Origin of the sequence: Streptomyces sp. NPDC021012 (genome assembly GCF_044333355.1) — a bacterium.
Lineage (GTDB): Bacteria > Actinomycetota > Actinomycetes > Streptomycetales > Streptomycetaceae > Streptomyces.
On sequence record NZ_JBIRQU010000007.1, the window covers coordinates 141,805 to 164,220 of the forward strand.

A 22,416-nucleotide genomic window follows, 5' to 3' on the forward strand; every position below is an offset into this window, starting at 1 on the left:
GATCGTCGCGTCGCGGGTCTGGGAACCTTCGGGGCCCGGCGCTACCCTCCGCGCATGATTCGGACGGTGGTGTGGGGTACCGGAAATGTCGGGCGCGCGGCCATTCGCGCCGTGGACGCCCATCCGGGCCTGGAGCTCGCGGCCGTGCTCGTGTCCGACCCGGCCAAGGTGGGACGTGACGCGGGACGGCTCGCGGGGCTCGGGCGCGATCTCGGGGTGGCGGCCGTCGACGACGTCGGCGCCGTACTGGACGGGCGGCCGGGGGCGGTGGTGTACGCGGCCTCCGGCGACACCCGGCCCGACGGGGCGCTCGCCGACGTGGCGCGGGCGGTGGCGGCGGGCGCGGTGGTGGTGACGCCCGCGCTGTATCCGCTGTACGACCAGCGCGAGGCGCCGCCCGAGTTCCGGGATCCGGTGCTCGCGGCGGTCGCGGAGGGCGGCGGCTCGCTGTTCGTGTCGGGCGTCGACCCGGGCTGGGGCAACGACGTGCTGCCGCTCCTGGTGAGCGGGCTCGCCACCACGGTGGACGTGATCCGCTGCCAGGAGATCTTCGACTACTCGACGTACGAGCAGGAGGAGTCGGTCCGCGAGCTGGTGGGGATGGGCCGGCCGATGGAGTACGAGCCGCCCATGCTGTGGCCCTCGATGCCGACCATGATCTGGGGCGGGCAGATACGGCTGATGGCCCGCGCGCTCGGGGCCGAGCTCGACGAGATCCGCGAGACGCTGGAGCGGCGCCCGCTGGAGTCCACGGTGAAGACCCGGACGATGGGGGTCTTCGAGGCGGGCACGCAGGGCGCGATCCGCTTCGAGGTGCAGGGGATCGTCGGCGGGGAGCCCCGCATCGTGATCGAGCACGTCACCCGGATCCATCCCTCGTGCGCGCCGGACTGGCCGGTGCCGCCGGACGGGGCGGGCGCGCACCGGGTGATCGTCGAGGGCAGCCCCCGGATCGAGGTGACGGTGGCGGCGACCGACGAGGGCGAGAACCGCTCGGCGGGCGGGAACGCCACGGCGGTGGGACGCCTCGTCGGGGCGATCGAGTGGCTGGTGGCGGCGGAACCGGGACTGTACGACGCGCTGGACGTGCCGCTGCGGCCGGCGGTCGGGAAGCTGGGAGGGAGACCACGATGATCATCGACATTCCCGAGGGCCAGGAGCCGATCGGGTACGTGTGGGGCGACATGGTCCCGGAGATCGGGACGGCGGCGGCGAACTTCTCGCTGTCGGTGTACGCCCACACGACCCTGGGGCTGCGCGAGTTCGAGGCGGCCCGGCTGCGGATCGCGCAGATCAACGGCTGCGGCTTCTGCCTGGACTGGCGTACCGACCGGGACGGGGAGAAGGTCGAGGAGGGCTTCGACGCGCTCGTCGCGGCGTGGCGCGAGACGGAGGTCTCGGAGGCCTTCGACGAGCGGACGCGGCTCGCGGCCGAGTACGCGGAGCGGTACGCGCTCGACCACCACGGCCTGGACGAGGAGTTCTGGGCGCGGATGACGGCGCGGTACAGCCAGGCGGAGATCGTGGAGCTGACGATGAGCCTGGGGTCGTGGCTGGCGTTCGGGCGGCTCAACCGGGTGCTCGGGCTCGACGAGGTGTGCGTGCTGCCGACGCACTGAGGCAGGGGGAAGGGCGGGCCGGGATTCCCGGCCCGCCCTTCCCCCTGCCCCGCGGCGTCAGAAGTCCTCGGCGATGATGCGTTCGATGTTGCGTTCGGCGAGGGCCGTGATGGTGACGAAGGGGTTGACGCTGGTGTTGCCGGGGATCAGGGACCCGTCGATGGCGTAGAGGCCGGGATGGCCGTGGAGCCGGCCGTAGTTGTCGGTCGCCTGCCCCAGGACCGCGCCGCCGAGCGGGTGGTAGGTGAGGTGGTCGCCCCAGATCTTGTAGGCGCCGAAGAGGTCGGTCCGGTAGATCGTCCCCTCCTTGCTGTTGATCTTGTCGAAGATCGACCTGGCCATGTCGATGGAGGTCTGCTTCCAGGCCCGGTCCCAGCTCAGGTCGACCTTGCCGGTGGCCGGGTTCCAGCTGAACTCGGCGCGGCGCGGGGTGCGGGTGATGGAGAGGTAGAAGGAGGCGTAGGTCTCGATGCCGGTGGGCAGCGGGGCGACCTCGGCGAAGGCGCCGCCGGCGTCCCAGTTGTCGATGCCCGCGGTGGGCATGGAGGACTGGAGCGTCCCGGTGGGGTCCCACATGTGGTTGGCGCGGCCGCACATGACGTTGCCGTTGTCGCCCCAGCCCTTGCCGATGTACCCGTTCAGCGAGGGCAGGGCGCCGGTGGCCTTGAGGCGGGTGAGGAGCTTGCTGGTGCCGACGCTGCCCGCGGCGAAGAAGACCCGGTCGGCGCGGACGGTCTTGGTGACGAGGACGGCACCGGTGGTGTCGATCTGGTCGATGACGACGGTGTAGCCGCCGGCGGCGGCCGGGCTGACGGAGGTCACCCGGTGGAGCGGGGAGACGTTCACGCGGCCGGTGGCGGCGGCCTGGGCGAGGTAGGTCTTCTGGAGGCTCTTCTTGCCGGCGTTGTTGCCGTAGATGACCTCGCCCTCCAGGGCGGACTTCTGGACGGCCCCGGCGGCCTCCTGCTTCATGTAGTCCCAGTCGTAGACGTTGGGCACGAAGACGAAGGGGAAGCCGGAGCGCTCGGCGTGCTTGCGGCCCACGCGCGCGTACTGATAGCAGTCCTGGCTCTCCCACCAGTTCACGTCCACCGAGCTGACGCCGAGGCCCGCGTTGGCGCGCGGGTAGTAGGTGGAGTACATCTCGGCCGGGTCGACGGTCGGGAGGATCGCCGGGAAGCGCTCCCGGAGCGGCGTGACGGCCATGCCGCCGTTGACGAGGGAGCCGCCGCCGACGCCGCGCCCCTGGTAGACCGTGATGCCGGCGAAGTCCTCGGCGTCGAGGATGCCGGTGTGGAGGGGCACGTCCTTGTCGAGCGGGAAGCCGAGGAACTGGCTCAGCGGCTGCTTGGTGCGGGTGCGCAGCCAGAAGGATCGGTAGTCCGGCTTGGTGGTGTTGGCGAAGATCTTGCCGTCCGGCCCGGGGGTGTCCCAGGCCATGCCCATCTCGATCATGTGGACGTCGACGCCGGCGCGGGCGAGCCGGAGGGCGGCGACGGAACCGCCGTAACCGGTGCCGATGACCAGGGCGCGCACCTGGGCGCCGTCGGGGATGGGGGTGCAGTTCAGGCCGGGGACTTCGGCGCGGGCGGGGGCCGTGATCGTTCCGGCGAGGGCGGCGGCGCCGAGAACAGAACCTGTTCCCGAGAGGAAACGGCGGCGGCTGACCCCGTGACTTCCCCGGGCGGACAGGGGGTGTTCACTCATATGATCTTCCTCACTCGGAAGTGAATGGGAACACGTTCTACGACCGCCCGCCGAGGAAGTCACGAGAAACTGCCGGGTAACTTATGGCCGAACAGGCCCTCTTGATCGCCCCGCGCGGATCAGGAAACGGCCGGGCCCGGGGCTCCGGTGAGGCGCTCGGGGGTGAGGAGTTCGGCGAGGCGGTGGGCGGGCAGCAGCCCCTTCTCCACGGTGAGTTCGACGACCCCCCGGCCGGTGGCCAGCGCCTCCTGGGCGATGGCGGTGGCGGCCGTGTAGCCGAGGTGCGGATTGAGCGCGGTCGCGAGGCCGATGGAGTTCTCCACGGCCGCGCGGAGCGCCTCGGTGTTGGCGGTGATGCCGGTGACACAGCGCTCGGCCAGGGTGAGGCAGGCGGCGCGCAGCGAGAGCAGGCTCTTGGACAGGGCGTGGAAGATGACCGGCTCGAAGGCGTTGAGCTGGAGCTGTCCCGCCTCCGCCGCCATGGTGATGGTGATGTCGTTGCCGATCACCTCGAAGGCCACCTGGTTCACGACCTCGGGGATCACGGGGTTGACCTTGCCCGGCATGATGCTGGAACCGGCCTGCACCGGCGGCAGGTTGATCTCGCCGAGGCCCGCGCGCGGGCCCGAGGAGAGCAGGCGCAGGTCGTTGCAGGTCTTGGAGAGCTTGACCGCGATCCGCTTGAGGACGCCGGAGAGCTGGACGAAGGCGCCGCAGTCCTGGGTGGCCTCGATGAGGTTGGCGGAGGTCACGAGCGGCAGCCCGGTCAGCTCGGCGAGCTCGCGGCGGGCGGTCTCGGCGTAGCCGGGGGCGGCGTTGAGGCCGGTGCCGATGGCGGTGGCCCCGAGGTTGATCTCGTGGATGAGCTCGATCGCCTCGGCGAGCCGGCCGCGGTCCTCCTCCAGCATCACGGCGTACGTGGAGAACTCCTGGCCCAGCGTCATGGGCACCGCGTCCTGGAGCTGGGTGCGGCCCATCTTCACGACCTCGCGGAACTCCAGGGCCTTGGCGGCGAAGGCGTCCTGGAGGACTGCCATGGCCTTCAGGAGCTCGCGGGCGGCGCCGATCGCGGCGATGCGGATCGCGGTCGGGTAGACGTCGTTGGTGGACTGGCCGAGGTTGACGTCCTCGTTGGGGTGGAGGTGCGCGTAGTCGCCCTTGGCGTGGCCGAGGAGCTCCAGGGCCCGGTTGGCGACGACCTCGTTGGCGTTCATGTTGGTGGAGGTGCCCGCGCCGCCCTGGACGACGTCCACGACGAACTGGTCGTGGAGCCGTCCCGTACGGATCTCCCGGCAGGCGCCGGCGATGGCGGCGGCCTTGTCGGAGGGGAGCAGCCCGAGCTCCTCGTTGGCACGGGCGGCGGCCTCCTTGACGGCGGCGAGCGCCTCGATCAGGAGGGGGTAGACGGAGATGGGCGTGCCGGTGATGGCGAAGTTCTCGGTGGCGCGCAGGGTGTGGACGCCCCAGTAGGCGTCGGCGGGAACGTCCCGGTCGCCGAGCAGATCGTGCTCGCGGCGGACGGGGAGGTCGTGCGGGGCCGGTGCGGGAACCATGAGGGCCGTCCTTGGGGAGAGGCGGAGAGGGTGGGTGAAGCGTTCGTCCATGCCCACGCATGCGCGTGCGGGCGCCGGAAGCGCGACGGTGCCCACGCGCGCGTACGGCCCCGGCGGCCGGTTCCGGGCACGGCGGAGCCGCCGGGCGGGCCCGGCAGGCGCGGTGCGCCGGTGGGAGGAAGTTGATTCCGGCTCGCGGGCGGGCGGGGGGAGTGCTCCGTCCGCGAGCCGGGGTTCTGAGGGGTGCCGGATCAGGACCTGGTACGACCCCGACCCGCCGGACCGGCGCTACGCGCGGGCCGCGACCGCCGAGGCCGAGCGGGAGTGGCCGGTGGCGAGGGCGGGCTCGTCGCGGACCGGGCCTTCGAGGAGGCGGCGCAGCAGGGCGGTGCCGCCCGCGCCGGTGCCGGCTTCGGCGAGGAGCGTGGCGAGGAGGGCGATGCGGGCCTGGCCGGCCCGGAGGGTGCCGGTGAGCAGGGCACCCGCGGCGACGAGGTCGACCGCGCCGCCGCCGGTGTATATCTCGGCCAGCGGTCCCGCGGGGACGCGGGTGGTGACGGCGACGAGGACGCCCCGGGCGACCGCGTCCGCGACGGCGGCGGCGATCTCCGGGGTGGCGTTGCCCGCGCCGGTGGCGACGAGGACGATGCCCTTGGCCCCGGCGGAGACGGCGGCGTTCAGGAGGAACGGGTCGCCGTCGGAGTGGTGCGTGACGATGTCGACGCGGGGCAGCGGGGTGGCGTCGGGGCCGGTGGCCCCGGGGTCCGCGGTCCGCGCGGCGGCCGGCAGGGGCAGCGGGGCGGGGCGCTCCGGCTGCCGCTCGATGTCGACGCGGGAGAACCCGACGCGGCCGAGGCGCTCGGCGGAGGGGTCGGAGAAGGCGTCGGCGGCGAGGGTCTGGGTCTTCACGGTGCCGCGCGCCGCGTGGACGCGCCCGTCGAAGACGACGAGGACGCCGAGGTCGCGGACGGAGGCGGCGACCTGGAGCGCGTCGTAGAGGTTGCCGGGGCCGTCGCCGTCGCCGGTGCCGAAGGGGCGCTGGGCGCCGGTGAGGACGACCGGGCGGGGGTCGGTGTGGTGGAGGTCCAGGAGGAAGGCCGTCTCCTCCAGGGTGTCGGTGCCGTGGGTGACGACGATGCCGTCGACGCCGGGGTCGGCGAAGGTCTCGTGGACCGTGCGCAGCAGGGCGAGCTGGTGGGCCGAGGTCATGCGGGAGCTGTTCACGTTGAACAGGTCGACGACCTCGACGGTGACGCCCTCGGGGAGGGGGGCGGTGGCCAGGACGTCGTCGCCCGAGGCGTCGGCCGCGTAGCCGGTGCCCTGCCAGCGGCTGGCGATCGTGCCCCCGGTGCTGATGACGACGATCCGGCGCGCTCCCCCGTCGTTCGTCCGCTTCATGCCTGCCGCCCTTACTCCGTACCCATTTCGTCTGCGCTCGCAACGATAGGACAGGAGGCGCGCAAGGCGATTGCGAAATCAGCCCCTCGTTTGTTTCATCGTGGTGGATAATTGCGCCATGGACCGAATCGATCTCCATATCTTGCGCGAGCTCCAGAACGACGGCCGGCTGAGCAACCAGGAGCTGGCCCAGCGGGTCGGGCTCAGCCCCTCCCCCTGTCTGCGCCGGGTGCGCCAGCTGGAGCAGGACGGGGTGATCCGGGGCTACCGGGCGATCATCGACCCGGAGGCGGTGGGGCGCGGCTTCGAGGTCCTCGTCTCGGTGGAGGTGCGGCGGGACCGGGAGACGGTGGAGGCCTTCGAGGAGGCGCTCCAGGACGTGCCGGACGTGATCGAGGCGTACCGGCTGTTCGGGAGTCCCGGCTGCCTGCTGCGGATCGCGGTGGCGGACCTCGCGGCGTACGAGCGGTTGTGGATCGAGCGGCTGACGACGCTGGCCGGGGTCACCGAGGTGAACTCGCAGATCATCATGAAGCGGATCAAGGAGCCGAAGGGGATGCCGGTGGACGTCCGGGGCGCCTGACCCCGGACGGGCCCACGGGGAGGGGCGATCCGGTTCCCCCGTATGCGAGAACGTCACGGAACAGCCTCCTCTCCGTTACATGACAGGTACCTGACGTGTGTCACTCTCCCGGTGACAAACAGTCAACACGCGTAGACAACGGCCCCGTCGAGCCGGCGTCCGTTGTCCCGCGCGTACCGTCCCCGGGAAAGGGCCCCCCATGTCCGTTGTGCGGACCCGCAGTTGGAAGGTGTGGGCGGCGGCCGCCGCCGCCACCCTCGTCGGCGTCACGCTCCCCACGGTCGCCGCGACTCCCGCGAGCGCCACGACCACGGCGTACGACTCCACGTACTACAAGGACGCCATCGGCAAGACCGGCACGAGCCTCAAGTCCTCGCTGCACACCATCATCAGCAGCCAGAGCAAGATCTCGTACGACGCGGTCTGGAACGCGCTGAAGGTCACCGACCAGGACCCGAACAACACCAACAACGTGATCCTGCTCTACAGCGGCGTCTCGCGCAGCAAGGCCCTCAACGGGGGCTCCGTCGGCGACTGGAACCGCGAGCACACCTGGGCCCAGTCCCACGGCAACTTCGGCACCTCGGCCGGCCCCGGCACCGACCTGCACCACCTGCGCGCCTGCGACGTCCAGGTCAACAGCACCCGGGGCAACAAGGACTGGGACAACGGCGGCTCCCCGGTCAGCGGCGCGCCCGGCGCCTACACGGACAGCGACTCCTTCGAACCGCGCGACGCGGACAAGGGCGACGTGGCCCGCATGATCCTCTACATGGCCGTGCGCTACGAGGGCGACGACGGCTGGCCCGACCTGGAGCCCGACGAGTCCACGTCGAACGGCAGCACGCCCTTCCACGGCCGCCTCTCGGTCCTGAAGCAGTGGAACGAGCAGGACCCGCCGAGCGCCTTCGAGGAGCGCCGCAACGACGTCATCTACAACACCTACCAGCACAACCGGAACCCGTTCATCGACCACCCGGAGTGGGTCGAGGCGATCTGGTAGTCCGCGCGCGACGCGGGAAGTGACGGAGCCGGGCCGGGTGTGCTGCACCCGGCCCGGCTCCCCGCTTCCGGGGGCTTCAAACGCGAAATCCCGGATGTTCTCACGTTCTTGAGATGTCGCCTCCGGCAACCAGAAGGCGTTATCCACCCGTTACAAACGGGCATTCTGTGCCGATTTATCCATGTTTGCCGTGCGCGTGGGAGGAGATTCCCGGCACGGGCAGCATCGGCGCACCTATCACATCCGCACCATCCCGAACAAGGCCTTCGCCCCAGGAAGTTCCACGGTCCGCTCGGTAGCTTCGGCGCCCATGACCACTGCCCCCCTGACATCCCTGGTCGGCGGCGTCTCCGTCGGCCCGGCCGAGATCGCGGACGGCGCCGCACTCTGGCGGATCGCCCGCGGCTCGGGCGAACTCGACCTCAACTCGCCGTACAGCTATCTGCTGTGGTGCCGTGACTTCGCCGGCACGACCGCCGTCGCCCGTGACGCCTCCGGACGGCCGGTGGGCTTCGTCACCGGATACCTGCGGCCCGACGCGCCCGGAACGCTCTTCGTCTGGCAGGTCGCCGTGGAGGGTTCGCACCGCGGGACCGGGGTAGCCGGGACCCTGCTCGACGCTCTGTCCGCCCGGGTGGCGGCCGAGCACGGACTCGACCGGGTGGAGGCGACCGTCACTCCGGGGAACCTGGCGTCCGACCGGCTCTTCCGGTCCTTCGCCCGCAGGCACGACGCCGACCTGACCCGCGAGGTCCTCTTCCCGTCCGCCTCCTTCCCCTCCGCGGGGCACGACGCCGAAGTGCTGTACCGCATCGGCCCCTTCGCCCCCGCGGCGTCCTGAGCCGGCCGCCCACCGTTCCCCCACCTCCTGGAGACAGAGACCCCGTGACCCTGACCGACATCGCCGCCCCCTCCGTCTTCGAGACCCTCGAATCGGAGGTCCGCAGCTACTGCCGCGCCTGGCCCGTCGTCTTCGAGCGCGCCGTCGGGAGCCGGCTGTACGACGAGGACGGCCGTCCGTACCTCGACTTCTTCGCCGGGGCGGGCTCGCTCAACTACGGCCACAACAACCCGGTGCTCAAGCGCGCCCTCCTCGACTACCTCGCCGACGACGGCGTCACCCACGGCCTCGACATGTCGACGACCGCCAAACGCGCCTTCCTGGAGACCTTCCGCGCCACCGTCCTGGAGCCCCGCGCCCTGCCCTACAAGGTGATGTTCCCCGGCCCCACGGGCACCAACGCGGTGGAGGCCGCCCTCAAACTCGCCCGCAAGGTCACGGGACGCCAGACGGTCGTCTCCTTCACCAACGCCTTCCACGGCATGTCCCTCGGCTCGCTCGCCGTCACCGGCAACGCCGCCAAGCGCGCCGGAGCGGGCGTCCCGCTGCACCACGCCGCCCGGATGCCCTTCGACGACTACCTCGACGGGCAGGTCACCGACTTCCTCTGGTTCGAGCGGCTCCTGGACGACGCCGGCTCCGGCCTCGACCACCCGGCGGCCGTGATCGTCGAGACCGTCCAGGGCGAGGGCGGCGTCAACGTCGCACGCGCCGAATGGCTGCGCGCGCTGGCGGAGCTCTGCCGCCGGCACGAGATGCTCCTCATCGTCGACGACATCCAGATGGGCTGCGGGCGCACCGGCGAGTTCTTCTCCTTCGAGGAGGCGGGCGTCACCCCCGACATCGTCACCCTGTCCAAGTCCATCAGCGGCTACGGCCTGCCCATGTCCCTCTGCCTCTTCCGGCCGGAGCTCGACCTGTGGGAGCCCGGCGAGCACAACGGCACCTTCCGCGGCAACAACCCCGCCTTCGTCACCGCCACGGCCGCCCTCGACGCCTACTGGCGCGACGGCGCCCTGCGCGAGCGCACCCTCGGCCGGGCCGACCGGATACGGAGCGCCCTGCTCGACCTGTGCGGCGACGACGAACGGACCGGACTGGCCGTGCGCGGCCGCGGGCTCGTATGGGGCCTGGAGTTCGCCGACGGGGAGCGGGCCGAGGCCGTGTGCCGGCGGGCCTTCGAGACCGGCCTCCTCCTGGAGACCTCCGGGCCGCGCGGCGAGGTGGTCAAACTGCTGCCCCCGCTGACCGCGACGGACGACGAACTCGACGAGGGCCTCGGCGTCCTGGCCCGCTCCGTCCGCCACACCGCCGGCCGTCCCGCCGCCTGATCACCCCGCCACGGAAAGGCCACCACCCATGATCGTCCGTACCTTCGACGAGCTGGAGAACACCGAGCGGCACGTCCGGTCCGCGTCCGGGACCTGGGAGAGCAGGCGCATCGTCCTCGCCCGCGAGCGGGTCGGCTTCTCCCTCCACGAGACGGTGCTGTACGCCGGCACCGAGACCTCCATGTGGTACGCCCACCACGTCGAGGCCGTCGTCTGCACCGCCGGAGAGGCCGAGCTCACCGACCACGAGACGGGCCGTACGTACACGATCCTGCCCGGAACGATGTACCTCCTCGACGGGCACGAGCGCCACACCCTCAAGGTCAAGAGGGACTTCCGCTGCCTGTGCGTCTTCAACCCGCCCGTCACCGGGCGCGAGGACCACGACGAGAACGGCGTCTACCCGCTCCTCACCGAACCCGAGCCCGGTCAGGCCTGACGACGTCCCCGCCCGATTCCGTACGCGAAAGGAAGGCACCCCGCCCCATGGCCTCCGCACCCACCCGTCCCGTCGACCTCTACCCCACCCGCGGCTCCCGGGAGGAGCTCATCGGCCGCAAGGACCCCGTCGTGTGGTCCGAGCCCGGCACGCCGGGCCCCTTCTGGGCCCGGGAACTGGAGGAGTACGACCGCGACGGCTTCGTCACGGTGGACGAGATCGTCACCCCGGACGAGGTCGACGAGCTCCGCGCCGAGCTGGACCGGCTCGTCGCCGACCCCGCCGTACGGGCGGACGAGCGGGCCGTCGTCGAACCCCGCTCCCGGGAGATCCGCTCCGTCTTCGAGGTGCACCGGATCAGCGAGGTCTTCCGCCGGCTCGCCGAGGACCCGCGGATCGTCGGGCGGGCCCGCCAGATCCTCGGCTCCGAGGTCTACGTCCACCAGTCGCGGGTCAACGTCAAACCCGGCTTCGGCGCCAGCGGCTTCTACTGGCACTCCGACTTCGAGACCTGGCATGCCGAGGACGGCCTGCCCCGGATGCGGACCGTCTCGGTCTCGATCGCGCTCACCCCGAACCACACCACCAACGGCAGCCTGATGATCATGCCGGGCTCGCACCGCACCTTCCTGGGCTGCGCGGGCGAGACGCCCGAGGACAACTACAAGCAGTCGCTGCGGATGCAGGACGCCGGGACCCCCTCCCCCGAGGCGCTCACCACCTTCGCCGACGCCTGCGGCATCCGGCACTTCACTGGTCCGGCGGGATCGGCCACCTGGTTCGACTGCAACGCCCTGCACGGTTCGGGCGACAACATCACCCCGTACCCCCGGAGCAATGTGTTCCTCGTCTTCAACAGCGTCGAGAACGCGCCCGAGGCCCCCTTCGCCGCCCCGGTCCGCCGCCCCTCCTTCATCGCCGCGCGCCCCGGGGAGCGCTCATGACGCTCGGCCGCCGCGGCTTCCTCACCGGAGCCTCGCTCCTCGGCGGTCTCGCCCTGACCGCGTGCACCCGCACCCAGGCGGGGACGGGAGCGCCCGGGGACGACGGGAAGCTCCTCGCGCGCCTGCGGGAGCAGGGCTTCGTGCGGGTGGGCTTCGCCGGTGAGGCGCCGTACGGCTTCCAGGACGGCGGCGAACTCGCCGGCGAGGCCCCGACGCTGCACCGCGAGATATTCACGGCCCTCGGCGTGCGCGAACTGCGCCCGACGCTCACGGAGTTCGGCGCGCTGATCCCCGGGCTGCTCGCCGGCCGCTTCGACGTCGTCAGCGCGGGCATGTCGATCACGCCGGAGCGCTGCGCCAAGGTGATCTTCTCCGAGCCGGAGTTCGTCTCCCCCACCGCCCTGATGTTCCCCAAGGGCAACCCGAAGGGGCTGAGCGATCTGGGGTCCTGCGCGGCGAAGGGCGCCACCGTCGGGGTGCTCACCGCCGCGGTGGAGGCGTCGTTCGCCAAGGCGGCGGGCGTTCCGGACGGGTCGGTGAAGACGCTCGCCAAGCAGCAGGACGGGCTCGACGCCCTCCTCGCCGGCCGGATCGACGCCTTCGCGCTGACCGCCATCTCCCTGCGCTGGCTCGCCCGGACGAACGCGGGCGCACCGGTGGAGGTGGGCGGGGCGTTCGTCCCGGTGGTCGGCGGGGTACGGCGGCTCGGCGCGGGCGGGGCCGTGTTCCGGCCCGGGGCGGGCGGGCTGCGGGACGCCTTCGACCGCGAGCTCCTGAAGATCACCGGCTCCCCCGAGCGGTTCGTCGGGCTCGTCGGGAAGTACGGCTTCACCACCCGCGAAGTGCCGCCCCGTTCCCTGCGGACCGCCGACCTGTGCGCAGGGTGAGGGGCGGCGGGAATGGCTGACGCCCTGTCGGTCGGGGCCGGCGCCCTGTCCGCCGCGGCCGGCCCGCTGCCCGTCGGGGGTGACTCGCTGCCCCTCGCGACCGGCTCTCTGCCCCTCGCGACCGGGTTCCTGCCCGAGCTGCGGCGCGCGCTTCCCCGGCTGGCCGAGGGGCTCCTCGTCACGGTGGAGGCCACGGTGCTCGGTGCCGCGCTCGCCCTGGTCCTCGCGTACGTCCTCGGGCTGCTCTCCCGGTCGGCGCGGCTGCCGGTGCGGGGCGGTGCGCGCCTCGTCGTGGAGTTCTTCCGGGGGACCTCGCTGTACGTGCAGCTGTTCTGGCTGTTCTTCGCGCTGCCGATGGTCGGCTTCCGGCTCGAACCGCTCGCCTGCGCGGTGCTCGCGCTCGGCCTCAACTACGGGGCGTACGGCGCCGAGGTCGTGCGGGGCGCGGTGGCGGCGGTCCCCCGGGCCCAGACCGAGGCGGCGATCGCGCTCGGCATGGGGGCGGGGCTGCGGCTGCGGCGGGTCGTCCTGCCGCAGGCGCACGCCCTGATGGTCGCGCCGTTCAAGAACCTGCTCGTGCAGCTCCTGAAGGCGACGCCGCTGCTCTCCCTGGTCACGGTCCCCGACCTCACCTTCCAGATCGACCAGCTGCGCTCGGCGACGGGCGCGACGGCCGCCTCGTACCTGCTGCTCCTCGGGCTCTACTTCGGCATGGCCGTCGTGCTGAGCCTCCTCATGAACGCCCTGGAGCGGGCGGCGAAGGCCCGGCTCGGGCAGGAAGGCGGTGCCTGATGTGGGACGGGGAGGCGGCCCGGGCCGCGCTGCCCGCCGTACTGGAGGGGTTCGGCGTCACCGTCCTGGCCACCGTGCCGGCGTTCGCCGTCGCCATGGCCCTCGGACTCGTCCTCGCCCTCGTCCAGCGGGCGGGCCCCGGATGGCTGGCGCTTCCGGTGCGCGGGGCGGCCGCGTTCGTCCGTACGACGCCGCTCCTGGTGCAGCTGTTCGCGGCCTGGGTCCTGGTGCCCGCGCTCGACGCGCCGGTGCTCGGCGTCCTGGTGCTGGGCACGCACTACTCCACGTACCTCTCGGAGGTGTACCGGACGGGCATCGACGCCGTGCCGAAGGGGCAGTGGGAGGCGTGCACGGCGCTTTCGCTGCCGCGCCGGCGGGTGTGGCGGGCGGTGGTGCTGCCGCAGGCCGTGCGGAACGTGCTGCCGCCGCTCGGCAACTACGCGGTGTCCATGTTCAAGGAGACGCCCCTGCTCTCGGTGATCACCGTGCACGAGATGGTCCACGAGGCGAACGCCTTCGGCAGTACCCACTTCGCCTATCTGGAGAGCTTCACCCTGGCCGCCGCGGTGTTCCTGCTCGCGAGCTGGCCGACGTCCGTGCTCGTACGACGACTGGAGGCACGCCTTGCCGCATGAGGACCGGGAGGACCCCGCGGTCCGCTTCGAGCGGGTCACCAAGCGGTACGGAGACCGCACCGTGCTCGACGGCCTCGACCTGGAGGTCGGGCGCGGGGAGCGCGTGACGCTGATCGGGCCCAGCGGCTCGGGGAAGACGACCATCCTGCGGCTGCTCATGACGCTCGAACGGGTCACCGACGGCGTCATCCACGTCGACGGCCGGCCCTTCTCCCACATGCCGAAAGGCGCGGACGGGAAGCTGGTGCCGGCGAACGAGCGGCATCTCGCGGCGCACCGGCGGCGGATCGGCATGGTCTTCCAGCAGTTCAACCTCTTCCCGCACATGAGCGTCCTGGAGAACATCGTCGAGGCGCCCGTCCACGTGCTCGGCGAGAGCCGGGAGGACGCGGACCGCAGGGCGCGGGACCTGCTCGACCTGGTCGGGCTCGGCGACCGGGCCGACGCGCGGCCGACCCGCCTCTCCGGCGGCCAGCAGCAACGCGTGGCCATCGCCCGCGCCCTCGCGATGCGGCCCGGGATCCTGCTCCTCGACGAGGTGACGTCCGCGCTCGACCCGGAGCTGGTGGCGGAGGTCCTGGACGTCCTGCGGGACATCGCGCGCTCCACCGACATCACCCTGCTGTGCGTGACGCACGAGATGGGCTTCGCGCGGGACGTCTCCGACCGGATCCTGATGTTCGACCGGGGCCGGATCGTGGAGTCGGGCCCGGCCGACGAGCTCCTGGAGTCGCCCGCGCACGAACGCACGCGGGCGTTCCTGGGAGCGGTCCGCTGAGAACAGGGCCGGTCAGGCACCGGCCCCCGTCTCGACCATTCCCTCCCGCAGCCGGTTCAGGCTGCGGGCCAGGAGTCGCGAGACGTGCATCTGGGACACGCCGAGGCGCTCGCCTATCTGGCTCTGGGTCAGCTCCTCGACGAAGCGCAGGTGCAGCAGCAGCCGGTCGCGCTCGCCGAGGGCCACCACGAGCGGGGCGAGGTCGTGGAAGTCCTCGACGAGCGCGAGCGCCGGGTCCTCCTCGCCGATGAGGTCGGCCAGGGCCGCGTCGTCGTTCTCGTCGTCGCCGCCGATCGCGGCGTCCAGGGACGTCGAGTGGTAGCCGTTCGCGGCCAGTTGGGCCTCGACCACCTGCTCCTCGGACAGGTCCATGACGGGCGCCAGTTCCGCGACCCGGGGCGCGCGGCCCAGCCGCGAGCTCAGCTCGTCGGTCGCCTTCGCCAGTTCCACGCGCGCCTCCTGGAGCCGGCGCGGGACGTGGACCGCCCAGGAGGTGTCGCGGAAGAACCGCTTGATCTCGCCCGTGATGTACGGCAACGCGAAGGTGGTGAACTCCACCTCGCGGGACAGGTCGAAGCGGTCGATCGCCTTGATGAGGCCGATCATGCCGACCTGGACGATGTCCTCCATCTCCTCGGGCCGCCCTCGGAAGCGGCCGGCCGCGTACCGCACGAGCGTCATGTTCATCTCGATCAGGGTGTTCCGGACGTACTGGTGCCCCGCCGTGCCCTCCTCCCGCACCGCGAGTTCCCGGAGGAACACCCGCGACAGGGCGCGCGCGTCCCGGGGCGCGACCTCGCGGGGGGCCTCGATGTCGGGCAGGCCCTCCCCCTCACCGCTCGTCACGTACGTCTCCGTCGCCTCGGCCACCTCGATCCGCACGGGGACGACCTCCTCCTGCTGCTCTCTGTCCGTTCGACGGTCCCGGTTCGCGTACCCCCGTCGCGCGGAGGCACTCCTCGCGACGGGGGTCGGCCATCGAGCCGTACCGCGGTGGTCCGGCCCCTCAGGCCCGCCGCTCCGGCGGCCCGTGGAGGTGTACGGAGGCGGGGCCGCCGGCCGTGCGGTGGCGGTCGGCCCAGGAGTCGAGCGCCGCCCGGCAGGCGTGGTCGAGGTGGTGGAGCCCCGAGAGGTCCAGCACGACCGGGCGGTCACGCGGCAGGGATTCGAGGGTGTCGAGGATCTTCGGCAGCCGCAGGAAGGTCACCGTGCCCGACAGGCCGACGCGCACCGGCCCCTCGCCCTCGTCGGTGTGGTCGACGCGGAGGTGCGAGGCGTCCCAGGCCGCTTTGGCGACCGAGACGGCGAGTCCAGTCAGGACGCCTTCGAGCATGCCCGCGGTGACGATCGCCAGGGCCGTCACCATCAGGACGAGCGCCTCGCCGCGGTGGCCCCGCCACAGGGCGACGAGGCCCCGGAAGGGGATCAGCTTCCAGCCCGCGTGGACGAGGATGCCGGCGAGCACCGCGAGCGGCACGTACTCCAGGGTGCCGGGCAGCAGGGCGGCGAAGAGCAGCAGCCACAGCCCGTGGAGCACCCGGGAGGCCCTGGTCCTGCCGCCCGCCTGGACGTTGGCCGAGCTGCGGACGATCACGGCGGTCATGGGCAGCGCCCCCAGCAGTCCGCAGAGCGTGTTGCCGAACCCCTGGGCCAGCAGCTCCTTGTCGTAGTCGGTGGGCGGGCCGTCGTGCAGCCGGTCCACGGCCGCCGCGCTGAACAGGGACTCGGCGGAGGCGATCAGCGCGAAGGCGAGGACGGTGCCGATCAGGGCCAGGTCGGTCAGGGCTGAGAGGCCGTCCGCTCCCGGCAGCCGCACCGCGTCCAGCACCCCGCTGACCCGTACGGTCGCCACCGGCAGGTCGAACAGGGCGGTCACGAGCGCCGCGAGGAGGACGGCGACGAGCGCGCCGGGCACGGCCCGCACCCGGCGGGGCAGGTGCCGCCAGCCGGCGATCAGGAGGACCGTGGCGGCGGCCACGGCGAGCGGGAGGAGCGTCTCCTCGGCGGTCACCGCGCGTCCGAGGGCGGCGGGCAGTCCGAGGAGCCTGGCCGGGCCGGAGGCGGGGGCGCCGAGTCCGGCCGCGGCGTAGAGCTGGCCGGCCACGATGACGAGGCCGATCCCGGCGAGCATCCCCTCGACGACGGAGAGGGAGATGGCCCGGAACCAGCGGCCCCAGCGCAGCAGGCCCATGGCGACCTGGAGCAGACCCGCGAGGAGCACGGCGACGCCGAGCCCGGCCGGGCCCAGGGTCCGGACGGCGTCGAGGACGAGGACGGTGAGGCCGGCGGCGGGGCCGGAGACCTGGATGCTGCTGCCCCGCATGAGGCCGGTGACGAGACCGCCGACGATGCCGGTGACGAGACCGAGCTCGGCGGGGACGCCGGAGGCGACGGCCACGCCTATGCAGAGCGGCAGCGCGACGAGGAAGACGACGAGGGAGGCGGCGAAGTCCTGCCGCAGGTACGGAAAGGAGGAAGCCATGCAAGGGGTCTTACGCCTTCGCCGGGACCGTTTCGGACGACTCGGCGCCCACCGGTGGTTTCCGACCGGAACCCTCCTGAACGTGACGCGTTCCCCCCGGAGGACGGCGCCCGGAGGTGCGTGCCACCGGGGCGCACCGGGCCGCAGGCGCCCGCACACGCGGTCGAGCGGAGGGCGTAAGGTCGCCACGCCGGGGGCGCAGGGGGGGGCGGGGAGCCGTGGCTCACCACCAGTAGGCGGGGTACCTCGGGGCCGCGCGGCGGGTGCGGGAGGCGGCGAACGCGGTGAGCACGAGCAGCACCGAGGCCCCGAACAGCAGGGGGACGAACCGGCCGGGCGCGGGGGCCTGGAGCACGATGACGACGGCGGTCGCGCAGGCCGGCGCATGCGGGGTGCGGGTCAGGGTGTTCACCGCCAGGGCGATCCCGGCGGCGACGGCGGCCGCCCAGGCGCTGCCGTGGGGGGCGACGGCCGCCACGGCGTATCCGGCGGCGGCGGCGACGAGGTGGCCGAGGACGACGTTCCGCGGCTGGGCCAGGGGCAGTGCGGGGGCGCAGTGCACGAGCGCGGCGCTGGCGGCCAGCGGGGGTATGAGCACCGGTTCGTGGATGAGGGCGCCGATGCCGACGAGCCCGAGGAGGGCGGCGGTCGCGGCGCTGACGCTGTGGAAGGCGGCGGCGGGCGCGGGCCGGGCCGGGGCGCGCCCGGCGGTCCACGGCAGGCGCGGCGCCCGGGGCGCGGGAGCGCCGGAGGCCGGTTCGGAGGCGGTGTCGGGACGCGGTGCGGCGTCGATGCTCATGGGATGCGCGGTTTCCGGGACAGGGACGGGCTGACGGGCTGACGGGCTGACGGGCTGACGGGCTGACGGGAAGGAGCGGTCGTACGGGTCCCTGTGGTCGACAGTCGGCCCGGTCTCACGCCTGGCCCTGGTCCGGCGGCGCGACCTCCCACCACTGTAACCAGCGGTTTCGCCACGGCGGGGGCGGGGTCGGAGGCAGGATCGCCCCATGACCGACACCACGCCCTCCTTCCGCCTCCTCCCCGGGGCCCCGGGCTCCCCCGTCCTCCTCCACGTGCCGCACTCCTCGCGCGAGGTGCCTCCGGACGTGCGCGCGGGCATCCTGCTCGACGACGGGGAACTCTCCCGCGAGCTGGACCACATCACGGACGCCCACACCGACAAGATCGCCGCCGTGGCCGCCGCGACGGCCGGCTCGGCGCCCTGGCGGTTCGTCAACGGGCTCTCGCGGCTCGTCGTCGACCCGGAGCGCTTCCCCGACGAGCGCGAGGAGATGCTGTCCGTCGGAATGGGCGCGGTGTACACCCGGACCACCCACCGCGCGGCGCTACGGCCGGCCGGCTTCGACCCGGAGCCGCTGATCGACCGGTACTTCACCCCGTACGCCGGGGCCATGACGGCGGCCGTGGCCGAGCGGCTCGCCGTCGCGGGACGCGTGGTGATCATCGACGTCCACTCGTACCCGACCGCACCACTGCCGTACGAACTGCACGGCGACGGCCCTCGCCCGCCGGTCTGCCTCGGCACGGACCCCTTCCACACGCCTCCCGCACTGCTCGACGCGGCGCGGGAGGCCTTCGGCGGCTTCGGCGGCGTCGGGACGGACAGCCCCTTCGCCGGGACCTACGTGCCACTGGAGTTCTACGGCCGGGATCCCCGGGTGAGCGCCCTGATGGTGGAGATCCGCCGCGACCTGTACATGAGCGAGCCCGGCGGCCCGGCAGGCCCCGGTGCCGAGGCCCTCGGGACGGCCCTGGCCGCCCTGGTCGACGCGGTGGCCCCAGCAGGTGAACCCGCCCGATCGGCGTAAAATCGGGGAGATGAACCCACTCCGCTACGAGCTGGTGTTCTCCGACAGCACAGGCTCGGCCCAGGACGTCGTGATCGTGGAACGCACCCAGCTCACGGGTTCCGGAGGCCATCCCGTGTACACCGACGCCACCGGCATCATCCGCGCCGAGATCAGCGACCGCTCCGAAGTCCGCATGCTCGCCTCCGGCGGCCACCAGGAACACGACCGAAACGTCCTGGCCCGCCCACTCCCCGATACCGACGGCTCCCCGGACTGAGGACCCTCGTGCGTTCGGTCGCTCCGGAGCGGCCCGGGCGCATCGGGTGCGCGGGCCGGGTGCGGGCTGGGCGTTCTGGCGGCCGGACCTCCTCCGTTGTCGGACACAGGGGCGGGGACGGGCGGCGTGACGAAGACCGGAGCGGACTACGCGTGGTTCTAGAACGACTTTCCCGACATCGCCGAGGCGCACTGCTTCACCCCCAACGACTGCTTCGGGGTCACCGAGGAACAGACGCTGCCGGCCTCCGCGGGGGCAGGCCCGGGACGCGATTCCCGTCGCGCACCGGGCCTGCGCCCTTGCCGTAAGGCAGGATCAGCCCGGTCTGGACGAGGTCAGGTCCGTTCCCACGGTGGGGGATCCGGGCGGCGACGCCACCACCAGCCGGCCGAGGTCTGCTCAGACGCGCCTGTCAGCTCCTTGCGAAGGCTTCCCGGCGAGTCCTCGGCTGTTGCGGCGGCAAACCGGCTGTCCAGTTCCTCCAGAGCTCTGCCGAGCAGCTCGGTGACCTCGCGAGGCAGCCGGGCACCGATGCCGGCGAGCTCGTCGCGGGCTTCCAGCCGTTCCCGGTAGAGGTCGGCCGGATACCACCTTGATGGCGCCCACCCGGATTCCAGCCGCCTGATGACTCGCTCCCATACGACCAGGTTGCCCTTGGCGGACCAGCTGGGGCTGCCCGTGTCGCCGTCCCGGGCAAGCCGTGCCAGGCCCGAGGCTGCTTGCCGCACCTGCTCCACCGATGCCGCGAAGGCCTCGGCCACAGGAGTGTCCGGCTTCTGTTCCCGCACGATCTCGGCGAACCTCGTCACGATCGCCCGGGGCAGCTGCGGCACCGGCGCCTCGACGGCGGTGACCTCGTAGAGAGGGGGCTCGTCGTCGGAGAGTTCGAGCCGGGCACGCGTGAGAAGGCCGTCCGGCGCCACTGCCCGATAAGCGCTCGGGAGCGCTTCGGTCGCGGGATACAGGACTGTCGTCGCGGCCGCCTTCGCGAACGCCGCGGCGAGCTCGGACTCGAGCGGCTGACCAATCGCTTCGCCCTGGACGTAGATGTCCAGCGACCACGCGACGTCACCGTGGACCGCACGGTGTTCGCACGAGACGGGCGCATCCCAGTTCCGGAGGCCGGGGTCGCCGTCCGGATCGGCCACCTCCACATCACCGACCGCGACACCGAGGCTTCCGGCAAGCACGACCCCCATGGTCTCGGGGCTGACGGCGCCGACGGTGAGGAGGTTGTACGTCACGGATACGTCCCGTTGCAGATGGCCAGGGCTTTCTCGACGATGCCTGGGCCGTTGTTGAAACGCGGGTTCCTGGTCAGCTGCGGTGCGGCGCTGATGGCGATGTCGCCTATGTCCTGGGCCAGCCGAAACGTCCTTCCGGCGCCGCCGACGATCTCCGGTCCATGGCCGAGTTCCTCCTCCGCGCCGAGCACTGGATCCACCTGCGGGCCACGAATCCCATCAGGGCGACCTTCTCCACCGTCCGGCTGCGGACCAGGGTCACCCGAGGCGCCGGCTCCCGCACCGCCGCCCTGGCCATGGCCTTCGGACTCGTCGAGTCCGCCCAGCAGCGGTGGCGGGCCGTGAGCGCACCCCACCTCGTCTCCCTGGTCCGCGCCGGAGCCCGCCTCGAACGCGGCCACCTCGCCGAACGCCCCGAGGCTCACGCGGCATGAAGGGAATGCCAGACTTTGCCGATGACCAACGCCAAGGACACAGTCCGCGAGTTTCTTCTGCAGGTGCGATCAGGGCTGCACCCTGACCGGGCCAGTCGCTTCATGGCCGGCCGGGTCCGAGCCCACCAGGTCGTCTCGGAGGCGCCAGTGGTCGTGGAGCGAACACCGCAGCAGTACGCCGAGCACGTCCAGGAGATGCTCGACGCGTACGGCGCCTTCACGCTGACCGTGGACGAGCTCATCGCCGAAGGCAATCGCGTCTATGCCCGCTGGACCCAGATCGGACGACATGTCGGACCGGTCGACCACTACCCGCCGACCGGTGCGCAGCTCACAGCGATGACCAGTGCGGTCTATCGCGTTGAGGACGGCCTGATCGCCGAGTACTGGATCCAGATCGACCGGCAGGGAATCACCGCGCAGCTGGAGCAAGCCGCTACCGAGCACTGACTTCAGACCCGATCCACAGGCATTGACGATCACTCGTTGGAGATCTGCCACGCCGTGTGGCCAGTGGCGGGTCGCCCCCTCGAACTCGGGCCGATCGCGCTTCACCGACACGACCGCCGTCAGGCCCGCGCCGAGGTGAGTGGGGAGTGAAGTCGGGGTCGTACAGATACGCCTTGCTCGTACTCCAGCACCCGGTGGGCGCCGTCGCGCCGTACCTCTGCGATCAGGCGGCTCGACAAGGCGTTGACGACGGCCGATCCCACGCCGACGTGACCGTCGAACAGCGAGTGTCGGTCCGCGGGCGGTGTCCCGCCACAGAGCACAGTCAACCGGGTCTCCAACGGAGGGCCGTCGGTGTGGTCGGCGCGCCCGACCACAACACCCGCGCCGTCGGCGGTGAGGGTGATCTCGGCACAGCTTGCGGTGCCCCCCTCCGAGAGCGTCCGGCAGAGCTCCCCCACCCTAGAAGGTCCCAAGAAAACACCGGGTCAGAGCCCATACGGCAAGGTCGTGCACGCTCACCCCGGGCTCGGGGCACGTGTAGCACCCCTCGTGACCGTGCTCGCCCTCCTGGGATTCGCGGCCGGCGTCCGGCGGGCTGTGGCGGCCGCCCGCGAGCACGCGGCGCGAGCACGGCGTTTGTCGGTCCTGCGGTTCAGCCTGGCTGAGCTGGACGCGATGGACGACCGGCAGTTCGAGTTCGCGCTGCGGGACCTGCTGATCCGGGACGGCTGGTCGGCCCGGCAGGTCGGGCAGCAGGGCGATCAGGCCGCCGACGTCATCGCCGACCACCCGGCGTACGGGCGGCTCGTCGTCCAGGCCAAGCACACCAAGGTCGCCGCGAAGGTCGGCTCCCAGGTGATGTACCAGGTGAAGGGGACAGCAGGCCCCGTCCACCGGGCAGATGCGGCGACGGTCGTGACGAACGGCGGCTTCACCCGCGACGCCAGGGAGTGGGGAGAGCGGCACGCCGTGGGCTGGACCGACCGTGAACGGCTGCGCTCATGGGCCGAGCGGGGTGTCCCGCTCCACCAGATCCTGCACCTCCCCGCCCCCACCCGCCGACGGCTCCCTGGCGCACTCCGGCCCCGGTTCGCCGCGCCGTTCGAACGGACCGCTCCCGAGGGGAGGACGGACGGTGTTCGATGAAGACGGCTCCCTCGACCCGTTTCTGAAGTTCCTGCTGTACGCCGTACTGGTGACGAGCG

The 22,416-nt window shown here is 72.2% G+C and carries 24 protein-coding genes and 1 pseudogene; 17 read left to right on the forward strand and 8 right to left on the reverse strand.

The window, feature by feature from the left end:
- Positions 1–54 precede the first annotated feature (54 nt).
- Together ACH4TP_RS23515 and ACH4TP_RS23520 are read left to right on the forward strand one after the other, a co-directional pair.
- Positions 55–1,134: a dihydrodipicolinate reductase gene (locus tag ACH4TP_RS23515; protein ID WP_398439032.1), complete on the forward strand. Its 1,080-nt coding sequence runs from the start codon at positions 55–57 to the stop codon at positions 1,132–1,134.
- Positions 1,131–1,619: a carboxymuconolactone decarboxylase family protein gene (locus ACH4TP_RS23520; RefSeq protein WP_041127600.1), complete on the forward strand. Its 489-nt coding sequence runs from the start codon at positions 1,131–1,133 to the stop codon at positions 1,617–1,619. Before ACH4TP_RS23515 ends, ACH4TP_RS23520 begins: the two co-directional genes overlap by 4 nt.
- A 57-nt stretch (positions 1,620–1,676) precedes the next feature.
- Here ACH4TP_RS23520 and ACH4TP_RS23525 read toward each other — a convergent pair whose 3' ends face one another.
- The 3 genes from ACH4TP_RS23525 to ACH4TP_RS23535 all read right to left on the reverse strand — a co-directional run bounded on the left by ACH4TP_RS23525 (position 1,677) and on the right by ACH4TP_RS23535 (position 6,277).
- A complete protein-coding gene (locus tag ACH4TP_RS23525; RefSeq protein ID WP_398184941.1) occupies positions 1,677–3,326 on the reverse strand; it encodes a GMC oxidoreductase in 1,650 nt (549 codons plus the stop codon).
- A 119-nt stretch (positions 3,327–3,445) separates the two neighbouring features.
- Positions 3,446–4,879 (reverse strand): aspartate ammonia-lyase, encoded by a 1,434-nt coding sequence (locus tag ACH4TP_RS23530; RefSeq protein ID WP_389235589.1) that lies wholly within the window; start codon positions 4,877–4,879, stop codon positions 3,446–3,448.
- 288 nt (positions 4,880–5,167) lie between these two features.
- Positions 5,168–6,277, reverse strand: a complete 1,110-nt coding sequence (locus ACH4TP_RS23535; RefSeq protein WP_389235586.1) for an asparaginase — start codon at positions 6,275–6,277, stop codon at positions 5,168–5,170.
- Between the two features lie 118 nt (positions 6,278–6,395).
- Between ACH4TP_RS23535 and ACH4TP_RS23540 the strand changes: the two genes are divergently transcribed.
- The 10 genes from ACH4TP_RS23540 (at position 6,396) to ehuA (ending at position 14,510) form a co-directional block, all read left to right on the forward strand.
- Positions 6,396–6,860 carry an Lrp/AsnC family transcriptional regulator gene (locus ACH4TP_RS23540; protein ID WP_389235584.1) on the forward strand — a complete coding sequence of 155 codons (465 nt, stop codon included), beginning with the start codon at positions 6,396–6,398 and terminating at the stop codon, positions 6,858–6,860.
- Between the two features lie 199 nt (positions 6,861–7,059).
- On the forward strand, positions 7,060–7,863 hold the full coding sequence (locus ACH4TP_RS23545) for an endonuclease I family protein (protein WP_398184934.1): 804 nt from the start codon (positions 7,060–7,062) through the stop codon (positions 7,861–7,863).
- A 310-nt stretch (positions 7,864–8,173) separates the two neighbouring features.
- Entirely contained in the window at positions 8,174–8,704 is a 531-nt protein-coding gene (gene ectA, locus ACH4TP_RS23550; RefSeq protein ID WP_398184931.1) for a diaminobutyrate acetyltransferase, read from the forward strand.
- 50 nt (positions 8,705–8,754) lie between these two features.
- The gene (gene ectB / locus ACH4TP_RS23555) at positions 8,755–10,035 is read left to right on the forward strand and encodes a diaminobutyrate--2-oxoglutarate transaminase (RefSeq protein WP_398439230.1); all 1,281 of its coding nucleotides are present in this window, start codon (positions 8,755–8,757) and stop codon (positions 10,033–10,035) included.
- Between the two features lie 28 nt (positions 10,036–10,063).
- Positions 10,064–10,474: an ectoine synthase gene (locus ACH4TP_RS23560; RefSeq protein ID WP_389235575.1), complete on the forward strand. Its 411-nt coding sequence runs from the start codon at positions 10,064–10,066 to the stop codon at positions 10,472–10,474.
- A gap of 47 nt (positions 10,475–10,521) precedes the next feature.
- Positions 10,522–11,418, forward strand: coding sequence for an ectoine hydroxylase (gene thpD, locus ACH4TP_RS23565; RefSeq protein ID WP_389235572.1), 897 nt, complete (start codon positions 10,522–10,524; stop codon positions 11,416–11,418).
- Positions 11,415–12,305, forward strand: a complete 891-nt coding sequence (ehuB, locus tag ACH4TP_RS23570; protein ID WP_389235569.1) for an ectoine/hydroxyectoine ABC transporter substrate-binding protein EhuB — start codon at positions 11,415–11,417, stop codon at positions 12,303–12,305. Before thpD ends, ehuB begins: the two co-directional genes overlap by 4 nt.
- Positions 12,306–12,317: 12 nt before the next feature.
- Positions 12,318–13,097, forward strand: coding sequence for an ectoine/hydroxyectoine ABC transporter permease subunit EhuC (ehuC, locus tag ACH4TP_RS23575; RefSeq protein WP_398184923.1), 780 nt, complete (start codon positions 12,318–12,320; stop codon positions 13,095–13,097).
- Positions 13,097–13,732: an ectoine/hydroxyectoine ABC transporter permease subunit EhuD gene (gene ehuD / locus ACH4TP_RS23580; RefSeq protein ID WP_398439033.1), complete on the forward strand. Its 636-nt coding sequence runs from the start codon at positions 13,097–13,099 to the stop codon at positions 13,730–13,732. Before ehuC ends, ehuD begins: the two co-directional genes overlap by 1 nt.
- Positions 13,722–14,510, forward strand: coding sequence for an ectoine/hydroxyectoine ABC transporter ATP-binding protein EhuA (gene ehuA / locus ACH4TP_RS23585; protein WP_398184920.1), 789 nt, complete (start codon positions 13,722–13,724; stop codon positions 14,508–14,510). The genes ehuD and ehuA overlap by 11 nt, the downstream gene beginning before the upstream one ends.
- A 12-nt stretch (positions 14,511–14,522) precedes the next feature.
- Here the strand turns inward: ehuA and ACH4TP_RS23590 are convergent, their stop codons facing one another.
- From ACH4TP_RS23590 to ACH4TP_RS23600, 3 genes are all read right to left on the reverse strand, one after another.
- The gene (locus ACH4TP_RS23590) at positions 14,523–15,392 is read right to left on the reverse strand and encodes an RNA polymerase sigma factor SigF (RefSeq protein ID WP_398439034.1); all 870 of its coding nucleotides are present in this window, start codon (positions 15,390–15,392) and stop codon (positions 14,523–14,525) included.
- 124 nt (positions 15,393–15,516) lie between these two features.
- Positions 15,517–16,992 (reverse strand): SulP family inorganic anion transporter, encoded by a 1,476-nt coding sequence (locus ACH4TP_RS23595; protein WP_398439035.1) that lies wholly within the window; start codon positions 16,990–16,992, stop codon positions 15,517–15,519.
- Positions 16,993–17,215: 223 nt separating this feature from the next.
- Positions 17,216–17,791, reverse strand: a complete 576-nt coding sequence (locus ACH4TP_RS23600; protein WP_398184911.1) for an HPP family protein — start codon at positions 17,789–17,791, stop codon at positions 17,216–17,218.
- Between the two features lie 208 nt (positions 17,792–17,999).
- Here ACH4TP_RS23600 and ACH4TP_RS23605 point away from each other — a divergent pair, with 208 nt between their 5' ends.
- Both ACH4TP_RS23605 and ACH4TP_RS23610 read left to right on the forward strand, forming a co-directional pair.
- Positions 18,000–18,821: an N-formylglutamate amidohydrolase gene (locus tag ACH4TP_RS23605; protein ID WP_398184908.1), complete on the forward strand. Its 822-nt coding sequence runs from the start codon at positions 18,000–18,002 to the stop codon at positions 18,819–18,821.
- Positions 18,822–18,831: 10 nt separating this feature from the next.
- Complete coding sequence (locus ACH4TP_RS23610) at positions 18,832–19,080, forward strand: DUF6296 family protein (RefSeq protein ID WP_389235545.1); 249 nt, start codon at positions 18,832–18,834, stop codon at positions 19,078–19,080.
- Between the two features lie 335 nt (positions 19,081–19,415).
- Here ACH4TP_RS23610 and ACH4TP_RS23615 read toward each other — a convergent pair whose 3' ends face one another.
- Together ACH4TP_RS23615 and ACH4TP_RS23620 are read right to left on the reverse strand one after the other, a co-directional pair.
- Positions 19,416–20,324 (reverse strand): hypothetical protein, encoded by a 909-nt coding sequence (locus ACH4TP_RS23615; protein WP_398439036.1) that lies wholly within the window; start codon positions 20,322–20,324, stop codon positions 19,416–19,418.
- Positions 20,321–20,515, reverse strand: a complete 195-nt coding sequence (locus tag ACH4TP_RS23620) for a hypothetical protein (RefSeq protein ID WP_398439037.1) — start codon at positions 20,513–20,515, stop codon at positions 20,321–20,323. Before ACH4TP_RS23620 ends, ACH4TP_RS23615 begins: the two co-directional genes overlap by 4 nt.
- Here ACH4TP_RS23620 and ACH4TP_RS23625 point away from each other — a divergent pair.
- From ACH4TP_RS23625 to ACH4TP_RS23635, 3 genes and pseudogenes are all read left to right on the forward strand, one after another.
- Positions 20,501–20,758, forward strand: a pseudogene (locus ACH4TP_RS23625) (IS256 family transposase); the annotation flags it as partial. The gene ACH4TP_RS23620 and the pseudogene ACH4TP_RS23625 sit on opposite strands and share 15 nt — an antisense overlap.
- A 21-nt stretch (positions 20,759–20,779) precedes the next feature.
- On the forward strand, positions 20,780–21,208 hold the full coding sequence (locus ACH4TP_RS23630; RefSeq protein ID WP_398184902.1) for an ester cyclase: 429 nt from the start codon (positions 20,780–20,782) through the stop codon (positions 21,206–21,208).
- Positions 21,209–21,760: 552 nt separating this feature from the next.
- Positions 21,761–22,357, forward strand: a complete 597-nt coding sequence (locus ACH4TP_RS23635; RefSeq protein WP_398439038.1) for a restriction endonuclease — start codon at positions 21,761–21,763, stop codon at positions 22,355–22,357.
- The last annotated feature ends 59 nt before the right edge of the window (positions 22,358–22,416 follow it).